The organism is Polaromonas sp. CG_9.7, from assembly GCF_015752205.1.
GTDB lineage: Bacteria > Pseudomonadota > Gammaproteobacteria > Burkholderiales > Burkholderiaceae_C > Polaromonas.
In genome coordinates this window covers 34,874-59,740 of sequence record NZ_JADOVG010000021.1, presented here as the reverse complement: position 1 = coordinate 59,740, position 24,867 = coordinate 34,874, and the positions used below count along the sequence as shown (strand labels likewise).

Sequence of the window (24,867 nt, the reverse complement as noted above, 5' to 3'; positions counted from 1 at the left end):
GTCTATCGTCTCAAATTCAGTGCCTGCCCAGCCCATCGTTTTCCTTCAAATCTTTCTTGAGGGGAATTTTGCCGGAGTTGTGTATAACGAAATGCCCAATGCCAGCTGCGCCTCGGCCACGAAAGCTGCAAGCGTCGGGCCATCGCCTACATCGACTGAACGACCCAACACCTTTACGCCATAGCGTGAGAATTCGGCTTCGGTGGCCGCCACCTCTTCATAATTGCGAGCGCAAAAGGCGACCTGCGCGCCCTCTTTCAATAAGGTTTCAACGATGGTGCGGCCAATGCCTTTGGTTCCGCCGGTAACGACTGCCCTGAGGCCTTTAAGTCCCAAATCCATGGTGTAGTCCTTTTTTTAATATTGAATAAAACGAGAGTTAGGGCATGGCCAAGTATTTCTTTTCAACGCCTGCTGCAACCGAGTATTTAGGGTCGACGAAGTTGCCAAGCCGGACCTTGCCGCATTGGCTAAGCATCATGTAAGCATCCCATTTATCGTAGTCGTACTCTTTGGCCATCCACATGACAAGTTCATGGTAGGCAATACGTGTGGCATCTTCCAGGGGTCGGGCACTGCCGATGACCATGATCTGGTGTTCGGTTTCGAGCCGGGGCCAGTTGATCTCCCAGTTTTTAATGAGGTCGACATGAATGGTAGTGCGACTGGCGTATTCAACGGCGGTGCCGCAAACTTCGCCATCACCCTGGCAGGCATGGGCGTCACCAATAAACAGGCGCGCACCCGGTGAGCGCACCGGCAAATACGTGATGCTGCCCGGCCCCATATCGGGCACGTCCATGTTGCCGCCGTGGTTGTCTGGTGTGAGGGAATTGATCGAGTCGATTTCAGGTGACAGACTTAACGTTCCGATGTGCGGTCGATAGGGTAAAGTGACGCGTCGGCTCCAGTACACGCCCTCTTCATCAAGGTCGATCTTGCGTGTAATTTCAGGCAATGGGTCGTTCAGCATCGCCGTGAAGTCAGTTCCCGTGAGGGCACCAAAACGCGGGATCAAGCAACAGGTACCGCGTGGGTTGGGGCCGCGCGGCAGCATGGACTCAATGTAGACCGCGACAACATCGCCTTTCTCTGCGCCCTCAATCATGATAGGGCCGTTTTGCGGATTCAAAAAGGGGACACGCAACTTGGCGCTTGGCAGGTCTTGCTCCGTTTGAATTTTCCCGTCAAATGCATCACGGGTATCCACAATCACGCGGTCCCCCGGTGCAATATGCATCACGGGCTCTGAGTAAGGCCCGATGGTGTAGTGAAACACGCCCTGGCGAGTCTCATTGAGTTCGTGTGTTGTGCCAACGGCACCACGGGCCAGTCCACGTGTGTGCATGATTGATTGTGAAAGCCAGTACATGTTCTTTTTTCCTTGAGTTAGATCATCAAATGACTGCGCACGCTTGCGGCATTCATGTGATCCGCGTCAATGTTGCCGACAATGCGCCCCTTCTCCATCACATAGGCGCGCTCGCCCATGTCAAGGATGGTATCTAGGTTCTGCTCAACGAACAGAATCGTCGTCCCAAGGTCTTTGCGGATCGTTCTCAGCACGTTGCAGATCAATTGCACGATTGATGGCTGAATGCCTTCCGAGGGCTCGTCGAGCAGCATCAGCGCAGGGTTTCCAACCAGCGCACGGCCGATAGCCAGCTGCTGTTGCTCACCACCCGACATGGTGCCAGCGAGTTGAGTCCGGCGTTCTGCCAGGCGCGGAAAGTATTGGTACACCAGCTCGGGCTGCTTCTTACTATCGCGACCGCCAACCAATTCACCAACCATCAAGTTTTCGGCTACCGTCATGCGCGCGAACACCTCGCGTCCTTGTGGCACGTAGCCAATGCCGCGTCGGGCACGCGCATCGCTCGACAACGACGTGATGTCGTGCCCGAGCAGGCGAATACTGCCGCCTCGCGTCCGCAAGAGACCAATCAGGCAGCGCATCGTCGTCGTCTTGCCAACGCCATTGCGCCCGATCAACGCAATGATCTCGCCTTTTCCGACGGTGAGATCAACGCCCTGCAGAATCGGGGTCTCGCCATATGCAGCCCGCAAGCCCTGAACTTCAAGAACGACTTCAGTGTTCATGGGTTTTGCCAAGGTAGATTTCGGCCACGCGCGCGTCCGAGATAATGTCGTTGATTGAACCCTCGGCAAATACATTGCCGAAATGCAGCACAGTGACGCGATGTGCGATCTGGCGAATGAACGCCATATCGTGCTCGACCACCAACATAGTCATGCCTTCGGTATTGAGCTTCTGGATCAGCTCACCGGTTTTGAAGGTTTCCTCCGGTGAGAGGCCTGCTGTCGGTTCGTCCATCAACAGGAGCACAGGCTTGAGCGCTATTGCCATGCCAATTTCAAGCCATTGCTGCTGTCCGTGTGCTAACACGCCGGCCAGCTTTGTCGCCTCACCCGTAAGGTCGAGTAGTTCAAGCAACCGATCTTCCTCGCGCGCCAAATCGGCACCGCGCACATGATGTTGCAACGCAATGTGAAGATTCTGCCGCACGGGCAACTCCTTAAAAACGCTCGGCGCCTGCATCTTGATGCTCATCCCCTGCTTGACTCGCTGGTACGGTCGCTCGTGCGTCACGTCCTTACCCATGAATTCAATACGGCCAGACGTAGGTTCGTGCGTACCAACGACTAACTTAAAGAGCGTGCTCTTGCCGGCGCCATTGGGTCCGATCAGACAATGGATTTCCCCATTCTTCACCGTTAAATCAACCTCCGACACCGCTGCATGACCGCCAAATTTTTTCGACAGTCGAGTTGTCTGCAATAGCGCGCTCATGCCTTCCCCTCATCAGCCACTTGGGCACCTTGCTTGCTGCGAAAAGCAAAGACGCGCTTGATCGACTGCACCACACCGATAACAAAACCCTGGGGCGCGACCATGACGGTGCACAGCAACATGGTCCCCATTAAAAGCAGTGCGGCTTGCTGGCTGTAAATCGTAAGAATTTGAAACACCCACAGCACCAAAAAAGTACCGACCAGGGTCGCCGTTATGTCGCTTCGTCCCGAAAACGCTACCCAGACAATCGGCATGGCTGCGGCGGGAAGACCAACACTGGCAGGCGTGATGAACTGGCCCCACGAGGTGTAAAGCACACCGCTCAACCCGGCTAGCATCGAGCCGATAACAAATGTTGCGAGCTGGTATTTGCGTACGTCGTAGCCCAGCAGTTCGGCACGCTGTGGGTCTTCCCGAATAGCCACTATGACGTTGCCGAAGCGTGAGTTGAGAAAAATTCGCAAGCTTAGGTAAACCACCAATAACAGACTGACTACCAAGTAATATAGCGGTAAGCCTTCAAAGATAAGTGGATCGTCGCCGACCCAGGGAATATTGAGCGACGCCATACCGCCCATTCCGTTGAACCCGTTCAATCGCGCCAATCCGATGTGCCATTCAGGTCCGGCCGTTTGACCAAGAAAAAAAGCAAGGACCAGTGCCGCTGACAACGTCACAATGCCGAAAAATACGCCGCCGATCTGGCCCCAGATCATAAAGTAGCCCAGTATTGCGGCCACCGCTCCGGCGACCAGCAACGCGGCCAGCAACGCTAAAACCGTTGTGCCGGCTTCACCGCCAAGGTTAATCGCCAAAACGCCATAAGCATAACCGCCTATACCGAAGAAAAGGGTTTGTCCAAATGACAGCATGCCGCCATAGCCCCACACAAGGCAAAGCCCCATGGCCATAAAGACCCAGAGCAGCAAATAGGCCATGTTGCCGACGCTGTAAGCATCAGCAAATAGGGGGTAGATAAGCATGACGGTCAGCACTGCCATAAAACTCATCCAAAAAAATCGGCTAGTGCCAAGTGTCTGCGGGCCATTGATAAGTTTGAACATGAGAAACTTTTAGGTCAGTAGCAATTTATCGAGTCCTGCGGGCGAACCAGCCCGACAAACCTTCGGGGAGGATTCGAATGACAATAATCACTGCGAGAAGCATGCCGATCTGTCCGACAATCTGTCCGCCCCATCCGTTGAGTCCGGTTCGAACGATAGCCAGTAGGATGCCAGCTGGTGCAGTGCCGAGTAGGACATTCGCGCCACCTACCACCACGGTAACAAAGCTTTCAATAAGAAATGTGGCCCCCATGGTCGGAATCAGCGTCATGGTCGGTGCATACATCGCACCACAGAAGCCGGCAAGAGCAGCACCAATGCCGAAGCTCAGCGCGTAGACGTTGCCTACTTTTACGCCAGTTGCCTGCGCAATCGACGCGTTCTGCATGGTGGCCCGTGCATGCACGCCAAAGCGGGTCTTCATAAAGATGACGTAGATGAAGGCCAGCACAGCCACAGCGCAGCCGAACAACACCATGCGGTAGTTCGAATATGTGTAGATGCCGATTGAGAAACTGCCATCTGGCGTGCCGATACCCGGGAGTGACGAACCGAAGATGATCAACATCCCCTGCGTGACCATGAGGCTCAGGCCCCATGTGGCCAGCAGGGAATCCAGTGGCCGTTTGTAAAGCTTGCGCACTAGGCTCCATTCAACCAGCACGCCAATGGCACCGGCCGCAATCGTCCCGCAAGCCTGTGCAATTGGCAGCGGTAGGCCTGCATGCACAAGCGAAACGGTCACATATGCACCACACATGATGAATTCGCCATGCGCCATGTTGATGACACCCATCATTCCAAAAATAATTGCCAACCCCGCTGCCGCCAGAATCAGAAAAGCAAAGACGTCGGCAAACTGATAAACGTAGGAGAATATTTCGGCGAGCACCTGGCGCTACCTTTCTTTAGGATTTCTTGGGAAAGTCTGACGGCGTATATTGCTTTTTAGCGTTCTTCTTCGTCAGGTCGCAACCGACTTGCCCAAGCCAGTAGGGCTGGATCAGGCCATAGTTCTTGAGCACGTTTACCTTATGCTTGTCATCGACCGCAATCAAGCGCATCTGATGTGAGGTGTGCTGACTTTTAGGATCGATACAAACTTGCCCCTCGGCGGCGTCAATGCATGCTTCACCTGTTGCAATAACCTGACGCAGGTCCGCCAACTTAGTTGACTTGGCTTTCTCAACCAGCATTTTGTACATATAAATTGCGGAGTACGCGTTATAACCCGCGTCATTGATGTACGGCTCATCCGGAAATTTGGCATGCCAGCGCTTCTTGAAATCGTTAGCCGGCGCGGTGTCAATTTCTTCGAACCAGTTGGCTGTCACATTCATCTGATTCAGCGCAGGGGACGCAAAACGCTTGTGCTCGTAGCCAAGCATTACTTTCACAGATGAGCCCATTGGCAGGTTCAGCTTGGCTGCCGTCGCCTGCTCGAAGAATGAATCTTGTGCTGCGCCCACGTTGAGCATCAGCAGCCAGTCGGGCTTGGCCTTTTGGATGTTCTGGATAGTCTGTGCAAACTGCGATACGCCCAATGGAATGAACTCCTCACCGACGATCGTGCCGCCCACATCCTTCAGGATTGACCGGTTCCATTCGGCGGATATCTGGCCGAAGTTGTAATTGGCTGCGACCACATAAACTTTCTTGCCGAACTTCTCAACCATGTAAGGAATAAGGGTTGAGAACTGCTGCTCGGGCACTGCACCCATGCTGATCATGTTCGCATCGCAGACGCCGCCTTCGTACTGGTTGGTATAGAAGTAAGGGGTCTGCGTCCGATTAACGATCGGCCGGATCGCCTCACGCGCCGCCGATGTGATGCCGCCGATCAGAACGTCGACCTTGTCCTTGTTCAGCAAGCGCCGCGTAAATTCCTGATATCGCGCGTTGCCGCCCTGGGGGTCGAGGTGAATAAGTTCCAGCGGACGACCCATCACACCGCCCGCCTTATTGATCTCTTCCACCGCAAGTTGCGATCCATGCATCTTGGGCAGGCCCATAAAGGCCAGATCGCCCGAGACGTCTTCCATCAGGCCAATCTTCAAAGGATCTGCAGCCAGTGCAGTAGACGAAATACCCACCACAGTCAGTATCGCAGCGACTGAAAAAAACGTGTTGCAGAATTTCATAATGGTGTACTTCAGGAGTTTGGGAGGTCGATGTGAAATGAACGAAAGGGACGAGAAGGAACAATGAAATCAAAGGCTCGGATGCTGACGATGCCAATCGGTAATTTGTTGGAAGGCCCAGCCTGCACGCAGCAGCAAGCTTTCTTCGAAATGCCGCGAGACGAACTGAAATGCGAGCGGCATGCCGCCTTCGGTAAAGCCACCGGGCAGCGTGATGGTCGGGCTGCCTGTCATGTCGAATGGGCACGTATAGCGCAACACCGCGGAGATCAATTCAGCGTCGGTACCCATCTTTGACATGCGATCCACGGTCGGTGAGGCAATACCAGTAGCAGGCACCAGTAGCAGGTCGATATCTTCGAACATCGCCTTCACACGGCCAGTAAAGTCGAGTCTCCTCAGCATGATCTTCTGGTAGTCAGTCCCCTTCTGCGCTAGGCCGAGTTCGATAAGACCGGCCAGGCCTGGGCCATACTCAGACTTGCGTGCGGCATAGGTCTTCTCGTGCACCACTGCAGCCTCCATGCCGCACAGCGGGAACCAATCTTCTATGGCATGCGCCGGATCTGGAACAACAACTTCACGAATTTCACCACCAAGCGTTTTCACGGCCGCAATTGCTGCGGCCAGCACCTGCTTGGTCGGCTCATCGACGCCGTCGCTACTCCAGCGGGAGTCGATACCCACGCGCAACCCCTTAATGCCCTGCGGCATTTCTGCCACGTAGTTGGGCACTGGACGCAGGCTGGCCGTCGGGTCGTTGATATCCGAACCAGCAATTACTCCGAGCATGGCTCCAGCGTCGGCCGCGCTGCGCGTCATCGGCCCGATGTGGTCAAGTGTGGCAGCCAACTCAAATGCACCGTAGCGACTGACGCGGCCCCACGTAGGCTTTAGTCCGGTGAGCCCGTTGGCTGCCGATGGAAAGCGGATTGATCCCCCCGTGTCGGTTCCGAGGGAGCCATAGCAAAGACCCGCAGCTGTGGAGACGCCCGAGCCGCTCGAAGACACACCGGTCCAGTGCGCCGCATTCCATGGATTGACCGGTGGTGAGATAGTTGGATGGTGGTCTGCGTAAGCGCTCTCTGTCATCTGCAGCTTGCCAAGAATGATCGCACCAGCCTCACGGAGTTTCTTGACGACCGTGCCATCGACCGTGGGCACGAAGTCTTCATAGATGGTCATGCCGGCGGCCGTCTTGACGCCTTTCGTCCAGCACAAGTCCTTGACCGCGATGGGCACGCCATGCAGAAGGCCCCGTAGTTCCCCGGCAGCAATTTCGGCATCCGCCTTTTGGGCATCGACCAGTGCGCTGTCAGCCATCACGGTGACGTAGCTTTTGAGCACCCCATTGAGTTTTCCGATGCGATCGAGCTGCGCTTGAGTGGCCTCGACGGAAGACAGTTCTTTTGACTGGATGAGTTTTCCAATCTCCAACAATTCAAGGTAATGCAGATCTTTTTGTGTCATGGTGTGTGTAGTGAAAGTGGAAGGTATAACGACAGGTAAGGTGTAGTCAACATATGTACTCTACGCGCCAACTGTGCGTACAGCTTGTCCCGTTCCGCCATCAGGTGTGTTGATACCGCCAACTTTGAAATTTCTGTAAATCTGACATTACGTCAGGGTAGATGTGCCCGCGTGGAGTTTGGAGGTATGCTGAAATGAGTGGTCTGCGAAGCAGCGCCTCGCACCGGGCGCTGCCGGCATCTTTAGCTGCGGCGCCAGTCAGCCCTGTCGCGACTAGCGAGCACAATCAGTTATGCCGCAGCAGCGTATGTGGCGTGATGCCATACGCCTTTTTGAAAACACGGCAAAAATGCGAAAGATCGCTAAAACCGTTCTGAAACGCTGCCTGCGTGACCTGTTGCACGCGACCTTCAACCAGTGCGCTATGGCTGGCTTCGAGACGCCGCTGCCAAATCCAGTGCATAGGCGTTGTGCCGTGCTCGGCGAATACACGCGTGATAGTTCGAGCCGACACATGCTGCGCGGCGGCGATGCGTTGAACATCGAGTTCACAGTCGTCGAGATATTCGTTGATGAAGTCCTTTGATAGCCTGTACAACTTCTCGCGAGACGACAGCATGGAAGTTCCACCAGCCACCTGCGTCCGCAACACAACGGCCAGCAAGTCGATCAACGACGCTGCCAACGGCACCTGTACACCTTGGTGTCCGGTAACGTCGATGACAGCCGCCTCACGCATCGTGCTGGCGAGCAAGAACGAAATCGAATGACTTTTGTCAAGTCGCATAGCGGTATATTTTTCTGCTTCAGGCACTCGAAACAGCAGCTGTTTTCTGGGTATACGCAGCAGCAGCACTGACTTCGGTTCGAGGTCATACGTAAATGGACGCGCCGCATCATACAGTGCAATGTCGCCTGCTTGCTGCACCATGTTGCGGCCCGATTGCGACAAGAAGGCACGACCCGCCACCATGAGACTGAGCATGAAATCATCATTTGGGCCTGTCCGTAAATGTTGCGGCGTGCGCTCCCAGTAGTGCTGAGGAGATGAAATTTCGGCGAGCGTTAGGTTGCCAAGTGCGCGCACTGAGAAGCTCGCACTGAAGTTCTCCCGGTTTGACACGCGGCTCGACGCGGGAATGAAGTGACTGCAGACGACATTGCTCCAATATTCAAAGCGATGGCCTGCAGCAACGGTGGCGGTTGAGTAATTTATTTCCATGGTAAAGGTTCGTAGATTGCCTCGTATACAGTAAAAAAATTACACCTTACTCTCTAGCTTTACTGTGTAACTGATGTTACGCAGCTGCCCGAAAAAGCTGAAGCTGAAGCTGAAGCTGAAGCTGGGCGTAGGCGGTGCGAGATGCGTTGATAAGTAGCTTGCGACAAAGCGCAAAGGGATTGAGCTTGTTTGTGATGGGGGTTAGGGCATTTCGTCATACACAACTCTCCGCCGCCTGAAGTTTTTTGTAGAACCTGACGCCAGCGGCAAAGTCCAGGATGCGCTGCATGCCCAACCAAATGGTTTTTATACCTGGCTCGCCATCACCCGCACGAGCAAGAAAGCTTCCGAGCCGGGCGACCAGGCGCACCACCTCGTTGAGCGTGGGCGCCTGTTCTGGATGTCGCTTTTGGTTCAGGATAAGGGCGGCCTTCCACTCATCAGGCTCAACATCAATTGGGCATCGAGGTCTGGGCAACTTCGCCCCAGGCGCATCAGCCGGGCGATACGCCAGGCCACCACCATGTACAGCACCAGCGCACGCTCAATCCTCTTAATGCTGCCCAGTGGCAACGCCTCTATGCTGCAGCCGTTCTTGAGCACATGAAAGAACATCTTGATTTCCCAGCAGGAGCGGTACCAGTCAATCATCTGGGCGGCCTGCTTTAAGCTCTGCACAGGAAGATTCGTCAGCAGCCGCCACTCCACCGGCTTGTCGCCTGAGGCAGGCTTCGTTTCTTTAGCCACAATGCAGCTGGCCTGCACATAGCCGCACCGACCATCGGGCAGTTCCAGCGTTTGCGCCCACACCTGTTGGAGCACTTCACGGGCGCGCTGGCGCATGCGCGAGGCCATCACGAAGCGTATTTCGCGCAACGACTCAGACGCAATTACCCGGCTCCACAGCTTGTCGCCCCCGCTCAGGGTGCGGTTGTGTTTGGAGCGCAGCAGCCAGTCCACGGGCGTGGTCAGTGCATCGGCGCGCCGCATCAGCTCCATGGTGTCGGCCTCGCGGTCAGTCACGTACACCATTCAGGTGCCCGGCAGCTGCGGGGCCATCTCGGCGAGCCGTTCGTAGCCTTCAACCCAGCGCACGCTCTCCTTGGTGTTGGGGCGGCTGCCGTCCCTATCCTTGGGTTCTCGCCCCCACATATACGCGTCCAGGACGCCCAGTGGTTCACGCGATGTTAAAACGGCGTAGGTCTGGTGCGCATACATGCCGCGCTGCGGCTCGTAGCTAAGCAACCCCAAGCCGCTGGACTCCTGGCCATTGAAGTCCAACTCGGTCATATCCTGAATGCACAGCACCACCTCGTGGATGACCATGCGCGTCTTGGCGCAGTCCGTGTGGGCGCCCGGAATCGCCCGCCAGTCGCTTTCCTCGTTGCCGAAGAACCAGTACGCCGCCATGGTGTCGGTCCAGTCCCTGTAGGCCTGCGGCACCCTTGCTGTGGGCTGTGCGCTCAGGTACTCGATCAGACAAATGGCCCGCTTGTTGCGCCGCTCATCGCCTAGGTCTATCGTTTCGAATTCAGTGCCTGGCCAACTCATCGTTTTCCTTCAACTTTTATCCGGAGAGAGGTTTTGCAGGAGTTTTGTATAACGAAATGAGCCAGACCACCTAAAATCTACCGCAATTTATTGCTCAATCGCCACTCCTCGCTCGCTATTGCTCAATGATCCATGTGTTGCGTTTGAATTTGAAACTGTGATTGGTGCAATGCTTTGGACTGCAGCGTTAGCCCAATGTAACGCAGCCGTCAATGCCGACCTCGCCGATATTGTTGGTCGACCACACGTTGAAGTTTTCGCTGTTGCCCTCGGCATGTAAATGGAAACGGGCCAAGTCGAAAGTTGGCCGCAAGGCGCGGAATTCGAAGGCTCGGATGAATTGGCCCGGCGCAATCTTGGTTTCGATGTGGCCGAGCAGCAGCGTGGCGATCAGCGGGCCGTGCACCACCAGACCCGGGTAGCCTTCCACCTCGCGGCAGTAGTCCACGTCGTAATGAATGCGATGTCCATTGAAGCTGGCCGCTGAATAGCGAAAAAGGGTCACCGCGTCGGCGCTCACAACCTTTGGGTTGGCACTTGTGCGCTCAAAGACGTGACCACCCGCTCTTGCTCGTGCGCCCAGAGCAGCGAGAGCCATTTTCTCATCGGCTGACGGCCAACCGCGGTAGACAATGTCGTGTTCTTCCCGCAGCAACGGGCCAAGGCCGTCGACATAGTTATGCGCGACCGTAACGAAAACCATCTCTCCACTGCGACCTGACTTCTGCGTTACCTTCAAAATCTCGGACGTCTTGGTGACCACGCTACCCACGGCGAATGCACGCGACCACTGCAGCCGACTGCCGGCCCACATACGGCGCGGGAGGGCCACCGGTGGCAGAAAGTCGCCGCGGGCAGGGTGGCCGTCAACGCCCAAGCGCGACTGCATTTCAAGCGGGTTGAAGTACAGCCAGTGCCAGCCGGCTGGCAGTGCGGCCGCGTTCGGCTGCGATAGCATGGCATTGTCGTTCAGCGTAACCGCCATCTGGCGTACCTGCACCGGGCTGATGGTATCGACCACCGTCTGGCATCGGCCGACCCAGGCACTGAAATCAGTGGTAAACGTCATCTCAGTACGATCTTGGCATGCCCAACACATGCTCGCCAACATACGACAGGATCAGATTGGTCGAGATCGGCGCAACTTGGTAGAGCCGTGTCTCGCGGAACTTGCGCTCGATATCGTATTCGGCCGCGAAGCCGAAGCCTCCGTGCGTCTGCAGGCAAGCGTTGGCCGCCTCCCACGACGCGTCTGCCGCCAGCAGCTTGGCCATATTGGCTTCGGCGCCGCAGTCCTTGCCGGCGTCGAAGAGTTCGCAGGCAGCGTAGCGCATCAGGCTGGCCGCCTCGACGTTGACGTAGGCGCGCGCGATGGGGAACTGAATGCCCTGGTTTTTGCCAATCGGCCGGTCGAATACCACCCGGTCGTTGGCATAGGCCGTGGCTTTTTCTACAAACCAGTAGCCGTCGCCCACGCATTCGGCGGCGATCAGTGCACGCTCGGCATTGAGACCATCAAGAATGTACTTCAACCCCCTGCCTTCCTCGCCGATGCGGTTCTCGACCGGAATCTCCAGCTTGTCGATGAAGATCTCGTTGGTTTCGTGGTTGACCATATTGCGTATCGGCCGTACGATGATAGTTTTGCCGATTTCGCTGCGTAGGTCCACCAGAAAAACTGATAGGCCTTCGGACTTTTTCTTCACCTCGGCCAGTGGCGTGGTGCGCGCCAGCAGCAGCATGTAGTCCGAATGCTGCAGCCGGGAGGTCCAGACCTTCTGGCCGTTGACGATGTATCGGTCGCCCTTCAGCACGGCAGTGGTCTTGAGCTTGGTCGTGTCGCTGCCGGTGGTGGGCTCGGTCACCGCCATCGACTGCAGACGGATCTCGCCGCTGGCTATCCGGGGGAGCAAATCCTGCTTCTGCTTATCGGAGCCGTGGCGCACGATGCAGCCCATCACGTACATCTGGCCGTGACAGGCGCCGGAGTTGCCGCCGGCGCGGTTGATCTCTTCCATCACCACGCTGGCCTCGGTCAGCGACAGGCTGGAGCCACCGTATGCCTCGGGGATCAGCGCCGACAGCCAGCCGGCTGCCGTTAGGGCGTTGACAAAGGCTTCCGGGAAGGCTCGGGCATCGTCCACGTCCTGCCAGTAGCGCGCATCGAACTGGGTGACCACCGATCGCACGCCGTCGCGCAGGTCGGCAAATTCGTATTTGGGATTTCGTTGTTTGAACATCATTTGAAAAACTCGTTGTCTTTGGGTTGTGGTTCAGGCAGGAGATGCGTACATCTGCCCGCCGTCCACATTGATCGTTGTGCCGCTGAGGTAACCCGCCAGCGGCGAGCAGCAGAAAGCAGTGATGTCAGCGATCTCGCGCGGCTCGGCCAGGCGGCCGAATGGCAGGGCAGTGGTCAGTTCCATCCAGCGCGCTTCATCGCCCAGGGTTGCAGCTGCCTTTGCACGCAGCATGGTTTCCATGCGGTCGCTGCGGGTGGGCGAAGGGTTGATGCCGAACACGCGCACGCCGTTGCGCGGGCTGGTCGCGCCCAGCGCGTGGGTGAAAGCCATCAGCGCGGCATTGGCCGTCGAGCCGGCGATGTATTCGCTGCGCGGTGCGGCCCCTGCCATGCCGATGATGTTGGCGATCACACCGCTGCGGCGTGCCGCCATCACCGGGAGCATGACGCGCACTAAATTGATATAGCCGAAAAGTTTGAGCTCCCAGGCTTCGCGCCACTGCGCCTCGTCGATGTCGGTCAGCCCACCGCCCGGAATGGCGCCTGCGTTGTTGACCAAAATGTCAATGTCGCCGGCCTGTGACAGCAACTTGGCCTCGGCGCCGGGCTGGCCCATGTCCAGCGCCAGCACCGAGGCACGCACGCCGGTTTGACTGTGGATGGTGGCGACGGCCGCCTCCAGCGCTTCAGGGGAACGCGAGACCAGCAAGGGCCGCGCGCCTTCTCGGGCGAACGACAGTGCAGTGGCCAGGCCGATGCCGCGTGAGCCGCCGGTAACCAGCACACGCCGGTCTTGGAGTTGGAGATCCATATGTGAGCTTTCGTGATCAGGTTGCGCAGTCTGGCGCAGCGGGAACTTGAGCCGTGTACCAGTCGGCAATGTCGTGACCCTGCACAAAGCTGGTGCCGGGCGTGGCCATTAGCAGGTCGAGCATGCGTTCGAACGAGCCGAAGCGGTGCGGCACGCCGATGAGGTGCGGGTGCAAGCCCAGTGTCAAGATGCGCGGGCGCCGCTGCGCCTCGCGCACGAAGAGTTCGGCGGTACTTTTCACGCGCGTGAACATTTCTTCTGACGAGTGCTTCTCAATTGCATAAATGATGGAGTCATTGAGTTCCAGGTTGTAAGGCAGGCTGAGCAGCGGTCCATTGGCGGTCGACAGCCAGTTGGGTAGGTCGTCGACGACCCAGTCGAATACGTAGTCGACCCCGGCGGCCTTAAGCGTCTCGGGCGTCGTGTGGCTTTCGCGCAGGCCCGGGCCGAGCCAGCCACGCGGGCGCGTGCCAGTGAAGGCGGCGATCATGTCTAGACTGGTGGTGACCACTTCTGCTTCTGCGCCGGCATGGTTGAGTGCCTTCTGGTGGATGCCGTGGCCGATGAATTCCCAGCCAGCCGTGTGCATGGCCTCGGCTGCGCGAGGATAGGCGCCGATCACGCTGGCGTTGAAGCTGGTGGACGCGGTGAGGCCGCGCGAAGTGATGGCTTCGATAATGCGCGGCAGGCCACAGCGCATACCGTAGTCAACCCAGCTGAAGTTGGGCACGTCGGGCACGGTTTCCTTACCGTGCGGCGGTGTGATGATGGTACGCGGCATGGGCGCGTCGAACTCCCAATGCTCGACATTGACGACAAGGTGGACCAAGATGTTGCCGCCGGCGTGCGACGCTAATGCGGGGCCTTCGTTGGAAAAGCGGTAGGGGATGCGTGGGTTGGCCATGGGTTGTCTCCTTTGTCTTGCTCCGTTTTAGTGGCGAATCTGCTTAAGGATTTCTCGCTTCATGGTGTTGAAGGTTTCGCCGGTCGTGTCTTCGATGGTGCGTGGGCGTGCCAGCGGTACGGTGATGCGCGCCTGGATGCGGCCCGGTCGGGCCGACATCACGTAAACCGTGTCGGCCAGGAACAGCGCTTCGTCGATGTCGTGCGTGACAAAGACGATGGTCGGCTTGAGTTGCTGCCACACCGATAGCAGCAGCTCCTGCATGCTCAGCCGCGTCTGAGCATCCAGCGCGCCAAAGGGCTCGTCCATCAGCAGCACCTGAGAGCCCATCGTCAGGATTCGGGCGATACCGACACGCTGGCGCATGCCGCCCGACAGTTGCACCGGCAGGTGCTGCTTGAAGTCCGCCAGACCGACGATGCGCAGCATCTCGTTGGCGCGGGCTTCGTAATCCTTGGCTGGCACGCCTTGCGTCTTGGGGCCGAAGATCACGTTTTCCCATACGCTAAGCCAGGGGAACAGTGCGGCTTCCTGAAACACGACGCCGCGGTCGGGTCCAGGTTTGTCCACGGGCTTGCCGTGCACGGTCAGGCTGCCGCTGCTGGTCTTTTCAAAACCGGCGACCAGGTTCAGCAGCGTGGATTTGCCACAGCCCGACGGCCCCAGCAGTGCTACGAATTCGCCGGGTTCTATGGTCAAGTCGACCTTGTCCAGCGCCAGCACGGGTGGCTCGCCGGGGTAAATCTTGCTAAGTTCTTGGATGTGGATGGCAGGCATTGGGACTCAATGGTTTTGGAGAATGCGCCAGCGCAGCACGCGCCGTTCGACAAGCACGATGAGGCGGTCGCTGAGGTAACCCATAGCGCCGATGGAGACCATGTCGGCCAGTACGATGTCCATGCGGCCGACGTAATACGCGTCCCACAGGACATAGCCCAGGCCCGACTTCACAGCCACCATCTCGGAGACGATCACTGCCGTCCACGAGATACCCAAGCCGATGCGCAGGCCGGTGAAGATCGACGGCATGGCCGAGGGCAGTACCACTCGGCGCAGCAGCTGAGCGCGCGTTGTGCCCATCATCAGCGCGGCGCGCACCAGGTTACGTTCGACATCACGCGCGCCCTGCGTGGCATTGACCACGATGGCGTAGAAGCCACCGAGGAAAATCAGAAAGATCGAGCCGATGTCGCGAATTCCGAAGAGCGCGATGGAAAACGGCAGCCAGGCGGTGATGGGGATTGGCCGCAGGCTTTGCACCAGCGGGTCAAACAGCTGTGAAACCAGCCGGCTCCAGCCAATCATCAAACCCAGTGGAATACCCAGCAGCGCGGCCAAGACGAAGCCCTGTACTACGCGCAGCGCAGAGTAGTGCACATTCGACAGCCATGTTCCCTTGTAGGCATTAAGGCCCAAGCCTGGCTCGCCAAAAATCCAGTCCTTCCAGCCTTCAAGCACAGCCAGAGGTGTGGGCACGATGCCAGCCATGCTTTCGCGACTTCCGGCGATCTGCCAGACCAATAGCACAAGCAAAGGTACAGCCAGGCCGATGAGAATCTGTTGTAAGCGTTTCATGGGACAGTTCCGCGTTTGATGCTTTGAGCCATGGAATCGTCATACAGCGCGGCGGCTTCGTCACCGACGTCCTTTAGGACAATGCCCTGCTTGAAGGCGGCTTCGGCCTGCAGCTTGACCTGTTCCTTCGTGAGCACGCCGCCGAGTTTGATGATTTTCGACGACTCCTTCGTCACTGCCAGCGGCAGGCCGGAGTATTTAGCATAGGCATCGGCGAACATGTTGTTGTTCTTGGCCATTTGCTCTTCTGTGTTGAGATAGACCCACAGGAAGCGACGAATGGCTTCTTGTTTGTTCGTCATGGCCTCGCCTGAGGCCGCCAGCATGCCGAGCTCGGCGCCAACTGCTTTGGACTTGCTGTACTCTAGACCCTTGGCGAAATAGCCATCGCCTTCGGCTACAGCCTGTGACTCGAACGGTTCCCACAAAACCATGGCGTCGATGTCGCCCTTCTTGAGCGCCTGGATAAAGGCGGTGCCGCCGCCTTGAATATTGACCGGCGTGAACGTGTTGTAAGGCACACCCTTTTCGATCATTGTCATGGCCCACTGAAACCACACGGCAGAGCCAGGCGCGATGCCGATCTTTTTGCCGGCCAGGTCTTTCCAATCATTGATGACCACGCCCTTGCGCACCACTAGGTTTTTGCCCGAGCCGGCCACGCCGGTCAAGCCGATGAGGTTCTTGCTGCCCTGCGACGCCGCGATGGCCAGATCGCCAGGGCCAACGGCCGAGACATCGACGGAGTTGGACATCAATGCAGTGCGCGCGTCGGCGTAGCGCACGAACTCAGCGCGCTTAACGTCGATGTTGAACTTCTTAAGTTCCTCCTCAATGTTGAGCAGCGGCGCTAGGTGGCCAACCTTCACGAAACCAATGGTCAGCGTTTCACGCTGAGCCAGGGGAGCGGGTGCCGGCCCAACGGCATGGGCGGCGGTGGCCGCAAGCGCCGAAACGGCGGTGAGCACTGCGGTGATGGCGGTACTGAGTTTCATCTTCCACACTCCAGGTTGGTAAAAAAGTTAGCAGGACGGTGACATTGAAAAAAAGCGACACATTAAAAAGTAGCGAGGTCTAACGGCCTACGAATTGCGGCGTGCGTTTTTCGGCAAATGCAGCGCGGCCTTCGGCATAGTCTTCGCTCTTGAAGCAGGCCTTGACCGCGGCATCGACGGCTGCCACATCAGCGGGTTCACCGCCGGCCAGCAAGGCGTTGAAAGCCTGCTTGGCTGAGCGGATGGTCAGGGGGGCATTTGAAGCAATCATCGCAGCCGTTTTTGAGGCCGCTTCGAACACATCGTCATGCACACCTGCCACCAAGCCGATGCGCAGTGCGTCGTCTGCGCTGTAGACGTTGGCGGTGTAAAAGACCTCGCTGGCTCTGGCCACACCCAAAACGGCAACCATGCGCCTCATGCCGCTATAGGCATATCCCAGGCCCAGCCGTGCGGCGGGCATGCGGAATTTTGCGGTTGATGAGGCGTATCGGATATCGCATGCCAGCACCAGGCCCAGGCCACCGCCATAGCAGATGCCGCTGATGGCTGCGATGATGGGGCAACGAAAGCCTGCCAGCGAAGACTGTGCGTTGGCCACCGCTGCGTCGTAGGCAGCCACACTTGCCGGGTCATTGCGCTTTTCGCCAAACTCGGAGATATCGGCGCCCGAAACGAAGGCCTTATCACCGTCGCCCCGCAGAACCACGGCGCGCACATTCGTATCGCCTTCGAGCGCGGTCAGCGTCGTTCCCAACTGCTGCCACATTGCCATGGACATTGCGTTGTAGCGGCCTTCATTGCGAAGGGTAATGGTGGCCACGTGGCCGTCGATTGAACAAAGGACGTTTGTCATGGTCAGACCACCGTGTCGGCATGGAACTGCCGGATTTCCTCGTCCGAATAGCCGGCCTCGGCGAGCACCTCGTCAGTATGCTCGCCCCATCCCGGCGCGGGTGCCACGACGCGGGACGGTGTGCGTGCCAGCGTGACCGGTTGGGTGATGTACTGCATCTCCTTGCCGAAGCCGGTCATCAGCGAGGCCGTCACGCCCAAGTGCTGCACCTGCTCGTCCTCGAAGACCTGCGGCACGGTGTACACCGGGCCTGCAGGCACGCCCGCATCGGTGAGACCAGTGACCCACTCCGCCACGCTGCGATGGGTGAACAGTTCGGCCAGTTCCACATTAAGACGTCCGCGGTTTTTCACGCGCAGCGTTTCGGTGGTGAACTCGGGGTCCTGCAGCCACTCAGGTTTACTGAGCACGCTGCACAGGCGCACCCAGTTGCCTTCGCCTGAGGCGCCCAGATTGAAAACGCCGTCGCTTGCTTCGAACAGGCCCATTGGACTGCTCGTCGGGTGGTCGTTGCCCTGCTGAATGGGAATATCCTGTTCGTTGAGGTAGCGCGCCATCTGGAAGTCCATCATCGCGATCTGCGCATGCAACAGTGAGGTATGCACCCATTGACCCTTGCCCGAGACTTCGCGCTCCAGCAGCGCGGTCAAAATGCCTAACGCAGCGTAGAGTCCGGCGCTCATATCGGCCACGGCCAGGCCAGCGCGCACCGGTCCAGAGCCAGGAATGCCGGTCACTGACATCAGTCCGCCCATGCCCTGCACAATTTGGTCAAAGCCTGGACGCGAAGCATGCGGACCGTCCTGGCCGAAGCCGGAGATGCTGGCCAGAATGATGCGCGGGTTGACGGCGGCCAGCGATTCGTAGTCAACGCCCAACTTCTTCTTGACGTCGGGCCGCCAGTTCTCGACCACCACGTCAGCCTCCTTGACCAGGCGCATCAAGATGGACAAGGCGCCGGGGCGCTTCAGGTTCAATGTCATCGAGCGCTTGTTGCGGTTGATGTTCTGGAAGTCGCCGCCTTCCCGGTTGGCGGCGAACATTGCCTCGTTGGGGTCAATGCCGCGCGGCGGCTCGATGCGGATCACGTCGGCGCCGAAGTCCGTCAGCATGCGCACGCAATTGGGGCCGGCGCGCACGCGCGACAGGTCGAGCACGCGGAACCTGGCCAGGGCGGTGGAAGCCTGAATTTTTGCCATGTTTTGGATCAATCCTCTGGAGAAAAAGCAGGCAAGGCGCCTTGCATGCGGAAATGCTGTGTTTCAATCCGCGCGGCGAAGCGCAGCAGCGTGAGTTCGTGAAAGGGCCGGCCGACCAGTTGCACGCTGATGGGCAGGCTGCGCGCATCGAGCGCAATGGGCACAGCCAGCGCGGGCAAGCCGAGGTAATTGATGAAGCCCATGAACCGGTGCAGCGCCAGCAGTCGGCGCACGTCGAACGTTGCCTGCCCCGGGGTGACCGCCTGCCAGTCCGGAATGGGAGCGGGTAGCGCGGGCACCACGAGGATGTCATGGTCCTGGAAATGGGCTTGAACGAAGTCATGCAGCCGCCGTGCCCGGTCGGCCAGCGCGGCAGCGAGCCAGTCGGCAGGCATCACCGCGCCCGGCAGCGCGACGGCCGCGACCGACGGCGAGAGCGTGCGTGCCAACAGGGCGGCCTGGTGTGTCTGTGCGGCCTCGGCGTGCAACACGATCTCGGCGAGTTGCGTCAGCACGGGGTGACTGTCCAGAGTGTTCTGCACAGGCATCTCGAACGCGGCAGCCAGCGCGTGCATGGCGGTGGAGATGGCGCGATCCACTTGCGCGTACGGAATCCACGCCATCGCGGCATGACTGCGTGTTGCGCCGGTTGCAGCGCGAAGCCCCATGCCGTCGCAGGCGGCTTGCAGGATCAACTGCACATCATCGGCCGTGCGGGCCAGCACGCCAACGCTGTCGAGACTGGGCGCGAGGGGAAACACGCCGTCCAGCGGCAACAGGCCGTGGGTGGTTTTCAGGCCGAGCACGCCGCACGTTGCTGCCGGCATGCGCACTGAACCGGCGGTGTCGGTGCCGAGTGAGCCGTAGGTCATGCCACAGGCGACGGCCACCGCGCTGCCGCTCGACGAGCCGCCAACTACTGCATCGGCATGTAGCGGATTGATGCAGCGCGCCAGGTGAGGGTTGTCGCCGGTCGCCCCGCAGGCGTATTCAGCCATGGTCAGCGTGGCCAGGTGGGCAGCGCCGTGGCGCGACAGGCGTTCAAGCACGATAGCGGAGGGGCGGCCAGTCGCTTCGGCATCCATGTTTTTGAAATAGCCCCTACCCAAACCGGGCGCTCGGCCGGGCAGGTCGAAGATGTCCTTGTGCGCCAGGCCGACACCGGCCAGCGAGCCAGTGGCCGCTGGCGGCATCAAATCAGCAGGCAGCACATCGATGACCGCATGCAAATCGCGATCAGCGCGTAGCAGGCCGAGACGCTGGCGCTCGATGGCCTGGCTAGCCGTTACATGGCCCTGGGCAATGGCCTGCTGCAGACCGGCGATGGTGCTAGGGCACTCAGTCATGCGACAGGGCGTCCAGCAAATTAGTGAAGGAGGCAGACGTCTTGCCAGTCGCGTCAAGCGATTGCGCTAGGGCTAATTCGGCAGTGGCCTGCAGGCGGGCTAGAACTTTCGATAGTCGGAGGATTTCCGGCTCGGCGGCCTCGTTCTTGCTTGCCAGCAGGGCCTCGGCAACGTGTGCATACAACGAAGCCGAAGCGCTCCTTGCAGCGGACGTGCCGTTCGCCAACCTGATGCCGAGTTCGACAGCCATTTATATAAAAATAAAGTACATAGATATAAATATACTTTAATTAAAGATGCACTGCAATGTGGGAAACTTGTAGGCATGAGGAATCCTAAGCACGCTTTCGTCAAGGCCAGCGACAAGATTCGCATGAAAATCGAGGACGCCATCAAGCAGGGTTCCTTGCTGCCGGGCGACCCAATCGACGACGCCGAGCTGGCTGCCCAATATCAGGTGTCGCGCACGCCGATCCGCGAGGCGCTAATCCAGTTGCAGGCTCAAGGCATGATTACCAGCCTGCCGCGTGGCGGCATGATCGTGGCCAAGATGGACCTGCAACAGTTGCTGTCGCTCTGGGAACTGCTGGCCGAGCTTGAAGGTGTAACGGTACGGCTGGCCTGCCAGCGCATGACCCCCAAAGAGCTGACCGCCATCGTGCAGGCACATGAAAAAAGTCGTGCAGTGATGGAAGCCGAGGACATTGCAGGTTGGCAGGAGGCCAACCTGCGGTTTCATGAACTGATCTACCGCGCAGCGCGCAACCCGTATCTGCGTCAGGAGGTACTGCGAATGCGCACCCGCACCGGCTACTACCGCCGCCATGCCTTTGGCGCGCTGGGACGCATTAAGGCATCGTTCGAGCAGCACTGCAAGATCGTCGATGCCTTCGTACGGCGCGATGCCGAGGCTGCTTCCAGCGCCATGGTTTCCCACATGCGTCCGGCCAGCGATGCCATGGGCCTGACGGACTTTATCGTCAATCTTCCTCGGGAAGTGCTCGCAGACTGAGGAGAAAATCAGTTGGCGGCGGGGTGCAACAAGTTGCGAGGGGAAAGTGTTGTTTGACTTCGGGAAACGCCCTTGTAGTGCTTTATTTTCCTGAAGAGACCCCATGCTGAAAAGCAAACGTCAAACTGGACAAGAGATTGACCGTGGAGGGGGTGGAGGCGATGGCAGTCGTTTTGCCCGTCATGTACTCATCAGGAGGGTCGGCCGGGATACGGACGCAATCGGGCAGTTTTTACTCCAAACTGTTGTTACGACGACTCCTTATTTGCGCAAACTCCCCAGTTGCTGGCTCTCTGTAAGTCGGTAAAAAACCCCGGACACAGGGATTTTACTTATGGATTAGATTGAGTGTATCGATACACTAAATAACTTAGTAAATCGATACACAGACTTCTCAAGTCCAGTGTTTCGGTCTCTATTTCCCCCTTGGCTGAAGTGACCCTGTCATGAAAGCCGCTATTTTCATTACGGAGAAGTCCATGCCCCCGTTCAAGATCCTTCGCCATTCGCTCGCTGCGCTGACACTGATTGCACCGCTGTGCGTGTCGGCCCAAAACATTGTCCTGAAGGCGGCCGATGTGCACCCTACCGGCTATCCCAATGTGGTGGCCGTTGAAAACCTTGGTAAGAAGCTTGAAGCTGCCACCAGTGGCCGTATCAAAATGCAGATGTTTCCCGGCGGCGTGTTGGGCAGCGAAAAGGAAGTGGTCGAGCAAACCCAGATCGGCGCCATACAGATCGCGCGCATTTCGCTGGGCGTGCTCGGTCCGGTTGTGCCCGAGGTCAACATCTTCAACATGCCTTTCATGTTTCGCGACGAAGCGCACTTGCGCCAGATCATTGACGGCCCGATCGGGCAGGAATTGCTGGACAAGATCAGCAGCAGTTCGGCGCGGCTAATCGCCCTGGGATTCATGGACAGCGGCACGCGCAACCTGTATTCACGCAAGGCGGTGCGCAAGCCCGAAGACCTGAAGGGCCAGAAGATCCGCGTGATGGGCAACCCACTGTTTGTGGACACAATGAACGCGATGGGCGGCAATGGCATCAGCATGGGCCACGGCGAGGTATTCAGCGCGCTGCAGACGGGCGTGATCGACGGTGCTGAGAACAATCCGCCCACGTTTTTCACCTCCAATCAGTACACCGCCGGCATGAAGTACTACACGCAGACGCGTCACCTAATCATCCCGGAAATTTTCGTCATGTCCAAGGTCACATGGGACAAGCTCAGCGCACCCGACCAAGCGCTGGTGAAGAAGTTTGGCCGCGAAGCGCAGCTCGAGCAGCGCGAACTGTGGAATAAAAGCGTGACCGAGTACGTCGCCAAGCTCAAGGCTGCAGGGGTCGAGTTCATCGACATCGACAACAAGCCGTTTTACGAAGCGACGGCGCCGGTGCGCGCCAAATACGGCGTGCAGTTTGCCGACTTGATGAAACGCATCGCTGAAGTCAAGTGAAGCCCTGGCAGACCCGCCTGGCTGCGGCCCGATGAACGCCCTAGCCACGGCTATCATTTCGTTCGCGGCAGCGACAGTGCGGGCGCCAAGAAAAAGATCAACATGACTACCATTCAAGACGTTGCACGGCAGGCCGACGTGTCGGTCAGCACCGTATCCAACGTGCTGAACGGGCGCGGCAACCGCATGCGGCCGGACACCCTGGCGCGTGTCGAGGCAGCCATCGGCCTGCTGGGATTTCGCCCCAACAAGCTGGCCCGCCAGCTCAAGACAGGGCAGACGCCCTTGCTGGGCCTGCTGGTGCCGTCATTGGCCAACCCGATGTATGGCTCGATCGCGCGCGAGGTCGAGGCGGCGGCGCAGGAACGCTTCGGCTACCGGCTCCTGATTGGCAGCACCTACCGCGACCAAGCCAAGGAAGCGGCGTTTTTTGAAGACCTGTTGGACCATGGCGTGCGCCGCGTCATTGTGATCTCGTCGCTGGCCGATGAGCAGCATTTCGAATCGGCTGCAGCGCGCGGCATGTCCATCGTCAGCTACGACCGCCGTGCCGTTGCCGGGCGGCCGGCCAGCGTGGGCCATGTGACGCCTGACAATTTTGAAGCCGCGCGCCTGGCAACGCAGCACCTGATTGACCAGGGCCACCGCCGACTCGCTTTTGCCACCGTCAGCGGCCTGACGCTGAGCCGCAGCGACAAGATCGCCGGCTTTCACGCTGCGGCCGAGGCGGCCGGTTTGCACAAGGACGCCCGTGTACTCGACGGCGGGGCCTTGAACGAGTACGGCGACTCGGTCATCGCGGAGGTCGGCCGAACCACCGGGCTGCGCCTGGGCAGCGACACCGAGCGGCCGACTGGCATTGTGGCGCTCAACGACCTGCTGGCGATCGGGCTGATGGCGGGACTGCGCGAAACCGGGCTGCGCGTGCCGCACGATGTCTCTGTGATCGGGATTGACGGCCTGTTTTTGTCGGCAGTGTCCAACCCGACGCTCACCACAGTGCAATTGCCGATTCGCGAAATGGCGCACGCCATGGTGGAGCAAGTCATGACACCTTGGACAGGGAGCGGCACTTGCGAGCTGGTCTTTGCGCCTGCCGGGCTGATTGAACGCGGATCCGTTGCGTCGCCGCCCACAGCTGACCGTAAGCACCAGGCCCACAAACTCCATACTGCGAAACCCTCCGTATGACCACCATATTTGTCAGCCACCCGATTGATCAGCTCGCGATGTATTTCGGCGACCGCGCGACGGCAGCCTTGCGTGCCACGGCCGATATTCGATTCAACCCGCAGGCGCGCGAGCTTTCCACAGGCGAACTGATCGAGGCCGCGCAAGACTGCGAGGCGCTGATCGCGTACCGCCAGACGCCCGGCCCCGAGGCGCTGTTTCAGGGCCTGCCACAACTGGCGGTTTTCCTGCGCTGCGCCATGGACATCCGCAACGTCGACGTCGCTGCGGCCAGCGCCCACGGCGTGCTGGTGACGCGGGCCAGCCCAGGTTTCAACGCAGCCGTGGCCGAATTGATCATTGGCATGATGATCGATCTGGGCCGAGGTACGACCCGCCATGCCCTAGCTTGGCAGCGCGGCGGACCGCTGACGCCCTTCATGGGTCGCGAACTGCGGGGGGCCACCCTGGGCATCGTTGGCTTTGGCGGCATCGGACGTTATTTGTGTGATTTGGCGCTGGCTTTCGGCATGAAGGTGCTCGTCACCACGCCGCAGCTTATCGAGCAGTGCGATGCCGTGCAGCAAGTCGCGATGCCCGCATTGCTGGCGGGCGCCGACTTTGTGACCTGCCTGGCGCCGGCTAATGCTGAAACTGTGGACCTTTTCGGCGCAGCCGCTTTTGCGGCCATGAAACCAGGGGCTTTTTTCATCAACGCATCGCGCGGCGAATTGGTCAACGAGGCGTCGTTGCTGGCAGCTCTGGACAGCGGCAAGCTGGCCGGCTGCGCGCTCGACGTAGGTCTGGCACCCGATCAGATGCCGACACCACAGCTGGCCCGCCACCCCAGCGTAATCGCGACGCCACACATTGGTGGCCTGACGCTGCCAGCCATCGAGCACCAAGCGATGGAAACCGTTACTCAATTACGCATGCTGTTGCAGGGACAACTGCCGGCCGGCGCGGTGAACCCAGAACACGCCCTCCGGCTGAAATGCTGGAGCCACGCCTTGGCCGCACCCAAACCCGTCTAA

At 58.8% G+C, this 24,867-nt stretch carries 24 protein-coding genes and 1 pseudogene; 4 read left to right on the top strand and 21 right to left on the bottom strand.

The genetic code is table 11. From position 1 onward, the window contains the following. Positions 1–45: 45 nt before the first annotated feature. From IWX87_RS17060 to IWX87_RS16960, 21 genes and pseudogenes are all read right to left on the bottom strand, one after another. Positions 46–342: an SDR family NAD(P)-dependent oxidoreductase gene (locus tag IWX87_RS17060; protein ID WP_196864713.1), complete on the bottom strand. Its 297-nt coding sequence runs from the start codon at positions 340–342 to the stop codon at positions 46–48. Between the two features lie 37 nt (positions 343–379). Further along, positions 380–1,372 (bottom strand): acetamidase/formamidase family protein, encoded by a 993-nt coding sequence (locus tag IWX87_RS17055; RefSeq protein WP_196864712.1) that lies wholly within the window; start codon positions 1,370–1,372, stop codon positions 380–382. Between the two features lie 17 nt (positions 1,373–1,389). Further along, a complete protein-coding gene (locus IWX87_RS17050) occupies positions 1,390–2,100 on the bottom strand; it encodes an ABC transporter ATP-binding protein (RefSeq protein ID WP_196864711.1) in 711 nt (236 codons plus the stop codon). Further along, positions 2,090–2,812, bottom strand: a complete 723-nt coding sequence (locus IWX87_RS17045; RefSeq protein WP_196864710.1) for an ABC transporter ATP-binding protein — start codon at positions 2,810–2,812, stop codon at positions 2,090–2,092. Before IWX87_RS17045 ends, IWX87_RS17050 begins: the two co-directional genes overlap by 11 nt. Continuing rightward, complete coding sequence (locus tag IWX87_RS17040; protein ID WP_196864709.1) at positions 2,809–3,879, bottom strand: branched-chain amino acid ABC transporter permease; 1,071 nt, start codon at positions 3,877–3,879, stop codon at positions 2,809–2,811. The genes IWX87_RS17045 and IWX87_RS17040 overlap by 4 nt, the downstream gene beginning before the upstream one ends. A 25-nt stretch (positions 3,880–3,904) precedes the next feature. Further along, positions 3,905–4,771, bottom strand: a complete 867-nt coding sequence (locus tag IWX87_RS17035) for a branched-chain amino acid ABC transporter permease (protein WP_196864708.1) — start codon at positions 4,769–4,771, stop codon at positions 3,905–3,907. A 16-nt stretch (positions 4,772–4,787) separates the two neighbouring features. Next, entirely contained in the window at positions 4,788–6,020 is a 1,233-nt protein-coding gene (locus IWX87_RS17030) for an urea ABC transporter substrate-binding protein (RefSeq protein ID WP_196864707.1), read from the bottom strand. Between the two features lie 69 nt (positions 6,021–6,089). Beyond that, positions 6,090–7,490, bottom strand: a complete 1,401-nt coding sequence (locus tag IWX87_RS17025) for an amidase (protein ID WP_196864706.1) — start codon at positions 7,488–7,490, stop codon at positions 6,090–6,092. Positions 7,491–7,776: 286 nt separating this feature from the next. Further along, positions 7,777–8,712 carry a helix-turn-helix domain-containing protein gene (locus tag IWX87_RS17020; protein ID WP_196864705.1) on the bottom strand — a complete coding sequence of 312 codons (936 nt, stop codon included), beginning with the start codon at positions 8,710–8,712 and terminating at the stop codon, positions 7,777–7,779. Between the two features lie 214 nt (positions 8,713–8,926). Further along, a pseudogene (locus tag IWX87_RS17015) lies at positions 8,927–10,233 on the bottom strand (IS4 family transposase). Between the two features lie 217 nt (positions 10,234–10,450). Next, on the bottom strand, positions 10,451–11,332 hold the full coding sequence (locus tag IWX87_RS17010; protein WP_231374873.1) for a MaoC family dehydratase N-terminal domain-containing protein: 882 nt from the start codon (positions 11,330–11,332) through the stop codon (positions 10,451–10,453). A gap of 1 nt (position 11,333) precedes the next feature. Beyond that, complete coding sequence (locus IWX87_RS17005) at positions 11,334–12,503, bottom strand: acyl-CoA dehydrogenase family protein (RefSeq protein ID WP_196864716.1); 1,170 nt, start codon at positions 12,501–12,503, stop codon at positions 11,334–11,336. 33 nt (positions 12,504–12,536) lie between these two features. Further along, positions 12,537–13,316 carry an SDR family oxidoreductase gene (locus IWX87_RS17000; RefSeq protein WP_196864704.1) on the bottom strand — a complete coding sequence of 260 codons (780 nt, stop codon included), beginning with the start codon at positions 13,314–13,316 and terminating at the stop codon, positions 12,537–12,539. A gap of 16 nt (positions 13,317–13,332) precedes the next feature. Then, positions 13,333–14,220, bottom strand: a complete 888-nt coding sequence (locus IWX87_RS16995; RefSeq protein ID WP_196864703.1) for a polysaccharide deacetylase family protein — start codon at positions 14,218–14,220, stop codon at positions 13,333–13,335. Between the two features lie 27 nt (positions 14,221–14,247). Further along, positions 14,248–14,997 (bottom strand): ABC transporter ATP-binding protein, encoded by a 750-nt coding sequence (locus IWX87_RS16990; protein ID WP_196864702.1) that lies wholly within the window; start codon positions 14,995–14,997, stop codon positions 14,248–14,250. Positions 14,998–15,003: 6 nt separating this feature from the next. Beyond that, complete coding sequence (locus IWX87_RS16985; protein ID WP_196864701.1) at positions 15,004–15,795, bottom strand: ABC transporter permease; 792 nt, start codon at positions 15,793–15,795, stop codon at positions 15,004–15,006. After that, on the bottom strand, positions 15,792–16,790 hold the full coding sequence (locus IWX87_RS16980) for an ABC transporter substrate-binding protein (RefSeq protein ID WP_196864700.1): 999 nt from the start codon (positions 16,788–16,790) through the stop codon (positions 15,792–15,794). Before IWX87_RS16980 ends, IWX87_RS16985 begins: the two co-directional genes overlap by 4 nt. A gap of 79 nt (positions 16,791–16,869) precedes the next feature. Continuing rightward, complete coding sequence (locus IWX87_RS16975; RefSeq protein ID WP_196864699.1) at positions 16,870–17,646, bottom strand: enoyl-CoA hydratase; 777 nt, start codon at positions 17,644–17,646, stop codon at positions 16,870–16,872. Between the two features lie 2 nt (positions 17,647–17,648). Further along, complete coding sequence (locus tag IWX87_RS16970) at positions 17,649–18,845, bottom strand: CaiB/BaiF CoA-transferase family protein (protein ID WP_196864698.1); 1,197 nt, start codon at positions 18,843–18,845, stop codon at positions 17,649–17,651. 8 nt (positions 18,846–18,853) lie between these two features. Continuing rightward, on the bottom strand, positions 18,854–20,191 hold the full coding sequence (locus tag IWX87_RS16965; RefSeq protein WP_196864697.1) for an amidase: 1,338 nt from the start codon (positions 20,189–20,191) through the stop codon (positions 18,854–18,856). Continuing rightward, a complete protein-coding gene (locus IWX87_RS16960) occupies positions 20,184–20,441 on the bottom strand; it encodes a hypothetical protein (protein ID WP_196864696.1) in 258 nt (85 codons plus the stop codon). The genes IWX87_RS16965 and IWX87_RS16960 overlap by 8 nt, the downstream gene beginning before the upstream one ends. Positions 20,442–20,516: 75 nt before the next feature. On the opposite strand from IWX87_RS16960, the gene IWX87_RS16955 reads away from it, so the two are divergent. The 4 genes from IWX87_RS16955 (at position 20,517) to IWX87_RS16940 (ending at position 24,867) form a co-directional block, all read left to right on the top strand. Further along, entirely contained in the window at positions 20,517–21,203 is a 687-nt protein-coding gene (locus IWX87_RS16955; protein WP_196864695.1) for a GntR family transcriptional regulator, read from the top strand. A gap of 479 nt (positions 21,204–21,682) precedes the next feature. Then, entirely contained in the window at positions 21,683–22,663 is a 981-nt protein-coding gene (locus IWX87_RS16950) for a TRAP transporter substrate-binding protein (RefSeq protein WP_196864694.1), read from the top strand. A 102-nt stretch (positions 22,664–22,765) separates the two neighbouring features. After that, entirely contained in the window at positions 22,766–23,854 is a 1,089-nt protein-coding gene (locus tag IWX87_RS16945) for a LacI family DNA-binding transcriptional regulator (RefSeq protein ID WP_196864693.1), read from the top strand. Further along, positions 23,851–24,867: a D-isomer specific 2-hydroxyacid dehydrogenase family protein gene (locus IWX87_RS16940; RefSeq protein ID WP_196864692.1), complete on the top strand. Its 1,017-nt coding sequence runs from the start codon at positions 23,851–23,853 to the stop codon at positions 24,865–24,867. The genes IWX87_RS16945 and IWX87_RS16940 overlap by 4 nt, the downstream gene beginning before the upstream one ends.

What these genes read in the sequence shown, in the direction of transcription:
- IWX87_RS17060 (WP_196864713.1), bottom strand. Translation starts at nt 342, where the DNA reads ATGGATTTGGGACTTAAAGGCCTCAGGGCAGTCGTTACCGGCGGAACC.
- IWX87_RS17055 (WP_196864712.1), bottom strand. Translation starts at nt 1,372, where the DNA reads ATGTACTGGCTTTCACAATCAATCATGCACACACGTGGACTGGCCCGT.
- IWX87_RS17050 (WP_196864711.1), bottom strand. Translation starts at nt 2,100, where the DNA reads ATGAACACTGAAGTCGTTCTTGAAGTTCAGGGCTTGCGGGCTGCATAT.
- IWX87_RS17045 (WP_196864710.1), bottom strand. Translation starts at nt 2,812, where the DNA reads ATGAGCGCGCTATTGCAGACAACTCGACTGTCGAAAAAATTTGGCGGT.
- IWX87_RS17040 (WP_196864709.1), bottom strand. Translation starts at nt 3,879, where the DNA reads ATGTTCAAACTTATCAATGGCCCGCAGACACTTGGCACTAGCCGATTT.
- IWX87_RS17030 (WP_196864707.1), bottom strand. Translation starts at nt 6,020, where the DNA reads ATGAAATTCTGCAACACGTTTTTTTCAGTCGCTGCGATACTGACTGTG.
- IWX87_RS17025 (WP_196864706.1), bottom strand. Translation starts at nt 7,490, where the DNA reads ATGACACAAAAAGATCTGCATTACCTTGAATTGTTGGAGATTGGAAAA.
- IWX87_RS17020 (WP_196864705.1), bottom strand. Translation starts at nt 8,712, where the DNA reads ATGGAAATAAATTACTCAACCGCCACCGTTGCTGCAGGCCATCGCTTT.
- IWX87_RS17010 (WP_231374873.1), bottom strand. Translation starts at nt 11,332, where the DNA reads ATGACGTTTACCACTGATTTCAGTGCCTGGGTCGGCCGATGCCAGACG.
- IWX87_RS17005 (WP_196864716.1), bottom strand. Translation starts at nt 12,503, where the DNA reads ATGTTCAAACAACGAAATCCCAAATACGAATTTGCCGACCTGCGCGAC.
- IWX87_RS17000 (WP_196864704.1), bottom strand. Translation starts at nt 13,316, where the DNA reads ATGGATCTCCAACTCCAAGACCGGCGTGTGCTGGTTACCGGCGGCTCA.
- IWX87_RS16995 (WP_196864703.1), bottom strand. Translation starts at nt 14,220, where the DNA reads ATGGCCAACCCACGCATCCCCTACCGCTTTTCCAACGAAGGCCCCGCA.
- IWX87_RS16990 (WP_196864702.1), bottom strand. Translation starts at nt 14,997, where the DNA reads ATGCCTGCCATCCACATCCAAGAACTTAGCAAGATTTACCCCGGCGAG.
- IWX87_RS16985 (WP_196864701.1), bottom strand. Translation starts at nt 15,795, where the DNA reads ATGAAACGCTTACAACAGATTCTCATCGGCCTGGCTGTACCTTTGCTT.
- IWX87_RS16980 (WP_196864700.1), bottom strand. Translation starts at nt 16,790, where the DNA reads ATGAAACTCAGTACCGCCATCACCGCAGTGCTCACCGCCGTTTCGGCG.
- IWX87_RS16975 (WP_196864699.1), bottom strand. Translation starts at nt 17,646, where the DNA reads ATGACAAACGTCCTTTGTTCAATCGACGGCCACGTGGCCACCATTACC.
- IWX87_RS16970 (WP_196864698.1), bottom strand. Translation starts at nt 18,845, where the DNA reads ATGGCAAAAATTCAGGCTTCCACCGCCCTGGCCAGGTTCCGCGTGCTC.
- IWX87_RS16965 (WP_196864697.1), bottom strand. Translation starts at nt 20,191, where the DNA reads ATGACTGAGTGCCCTAGCACCATCGCCGGTCTGCAGCAGGCCATTGCC.
- IWX87_RS16960 (WP_196864696.1), bottom strand. Translation starts at nt 20,441, where the DNA reads ATGGCTGTCGAACTCGGCATCAGGTTGGCGAACGGCACGTCCGCTGCA.
- IWX87_RS16955 (WP_196864695.1), top strand. Translation starts at nt 20,517, where the DNA reads ATGAGGAATCCTAAGCACGCTTTCGTCAAGGCCAGCGACAAGATTCGC.
- IWX87_RS16950 (WP_196864694.1), top strand. Translation starts at nt 21,683, where the DNA reads ATGCCCCCGTTCAAGATCCTTCGCCATTCGCTCGCTGCGCTGACACTG.
- IWX87_RS16945 (WP_196864693.1), top strand. Translation starts at nt 22,766, where the DNA reads ATGACTACCATTCAAGACGTTGCACGGCAGGCCGACGTGTCGGTCAGC.
- IWX87_RS16940 (WP_196864692.1), top strand. Translation starts at nt 23,851, where the DNA reads ATGACCACCATATTTGTCAGCCACCCGATTGATCAGCTCGCGATGTAT.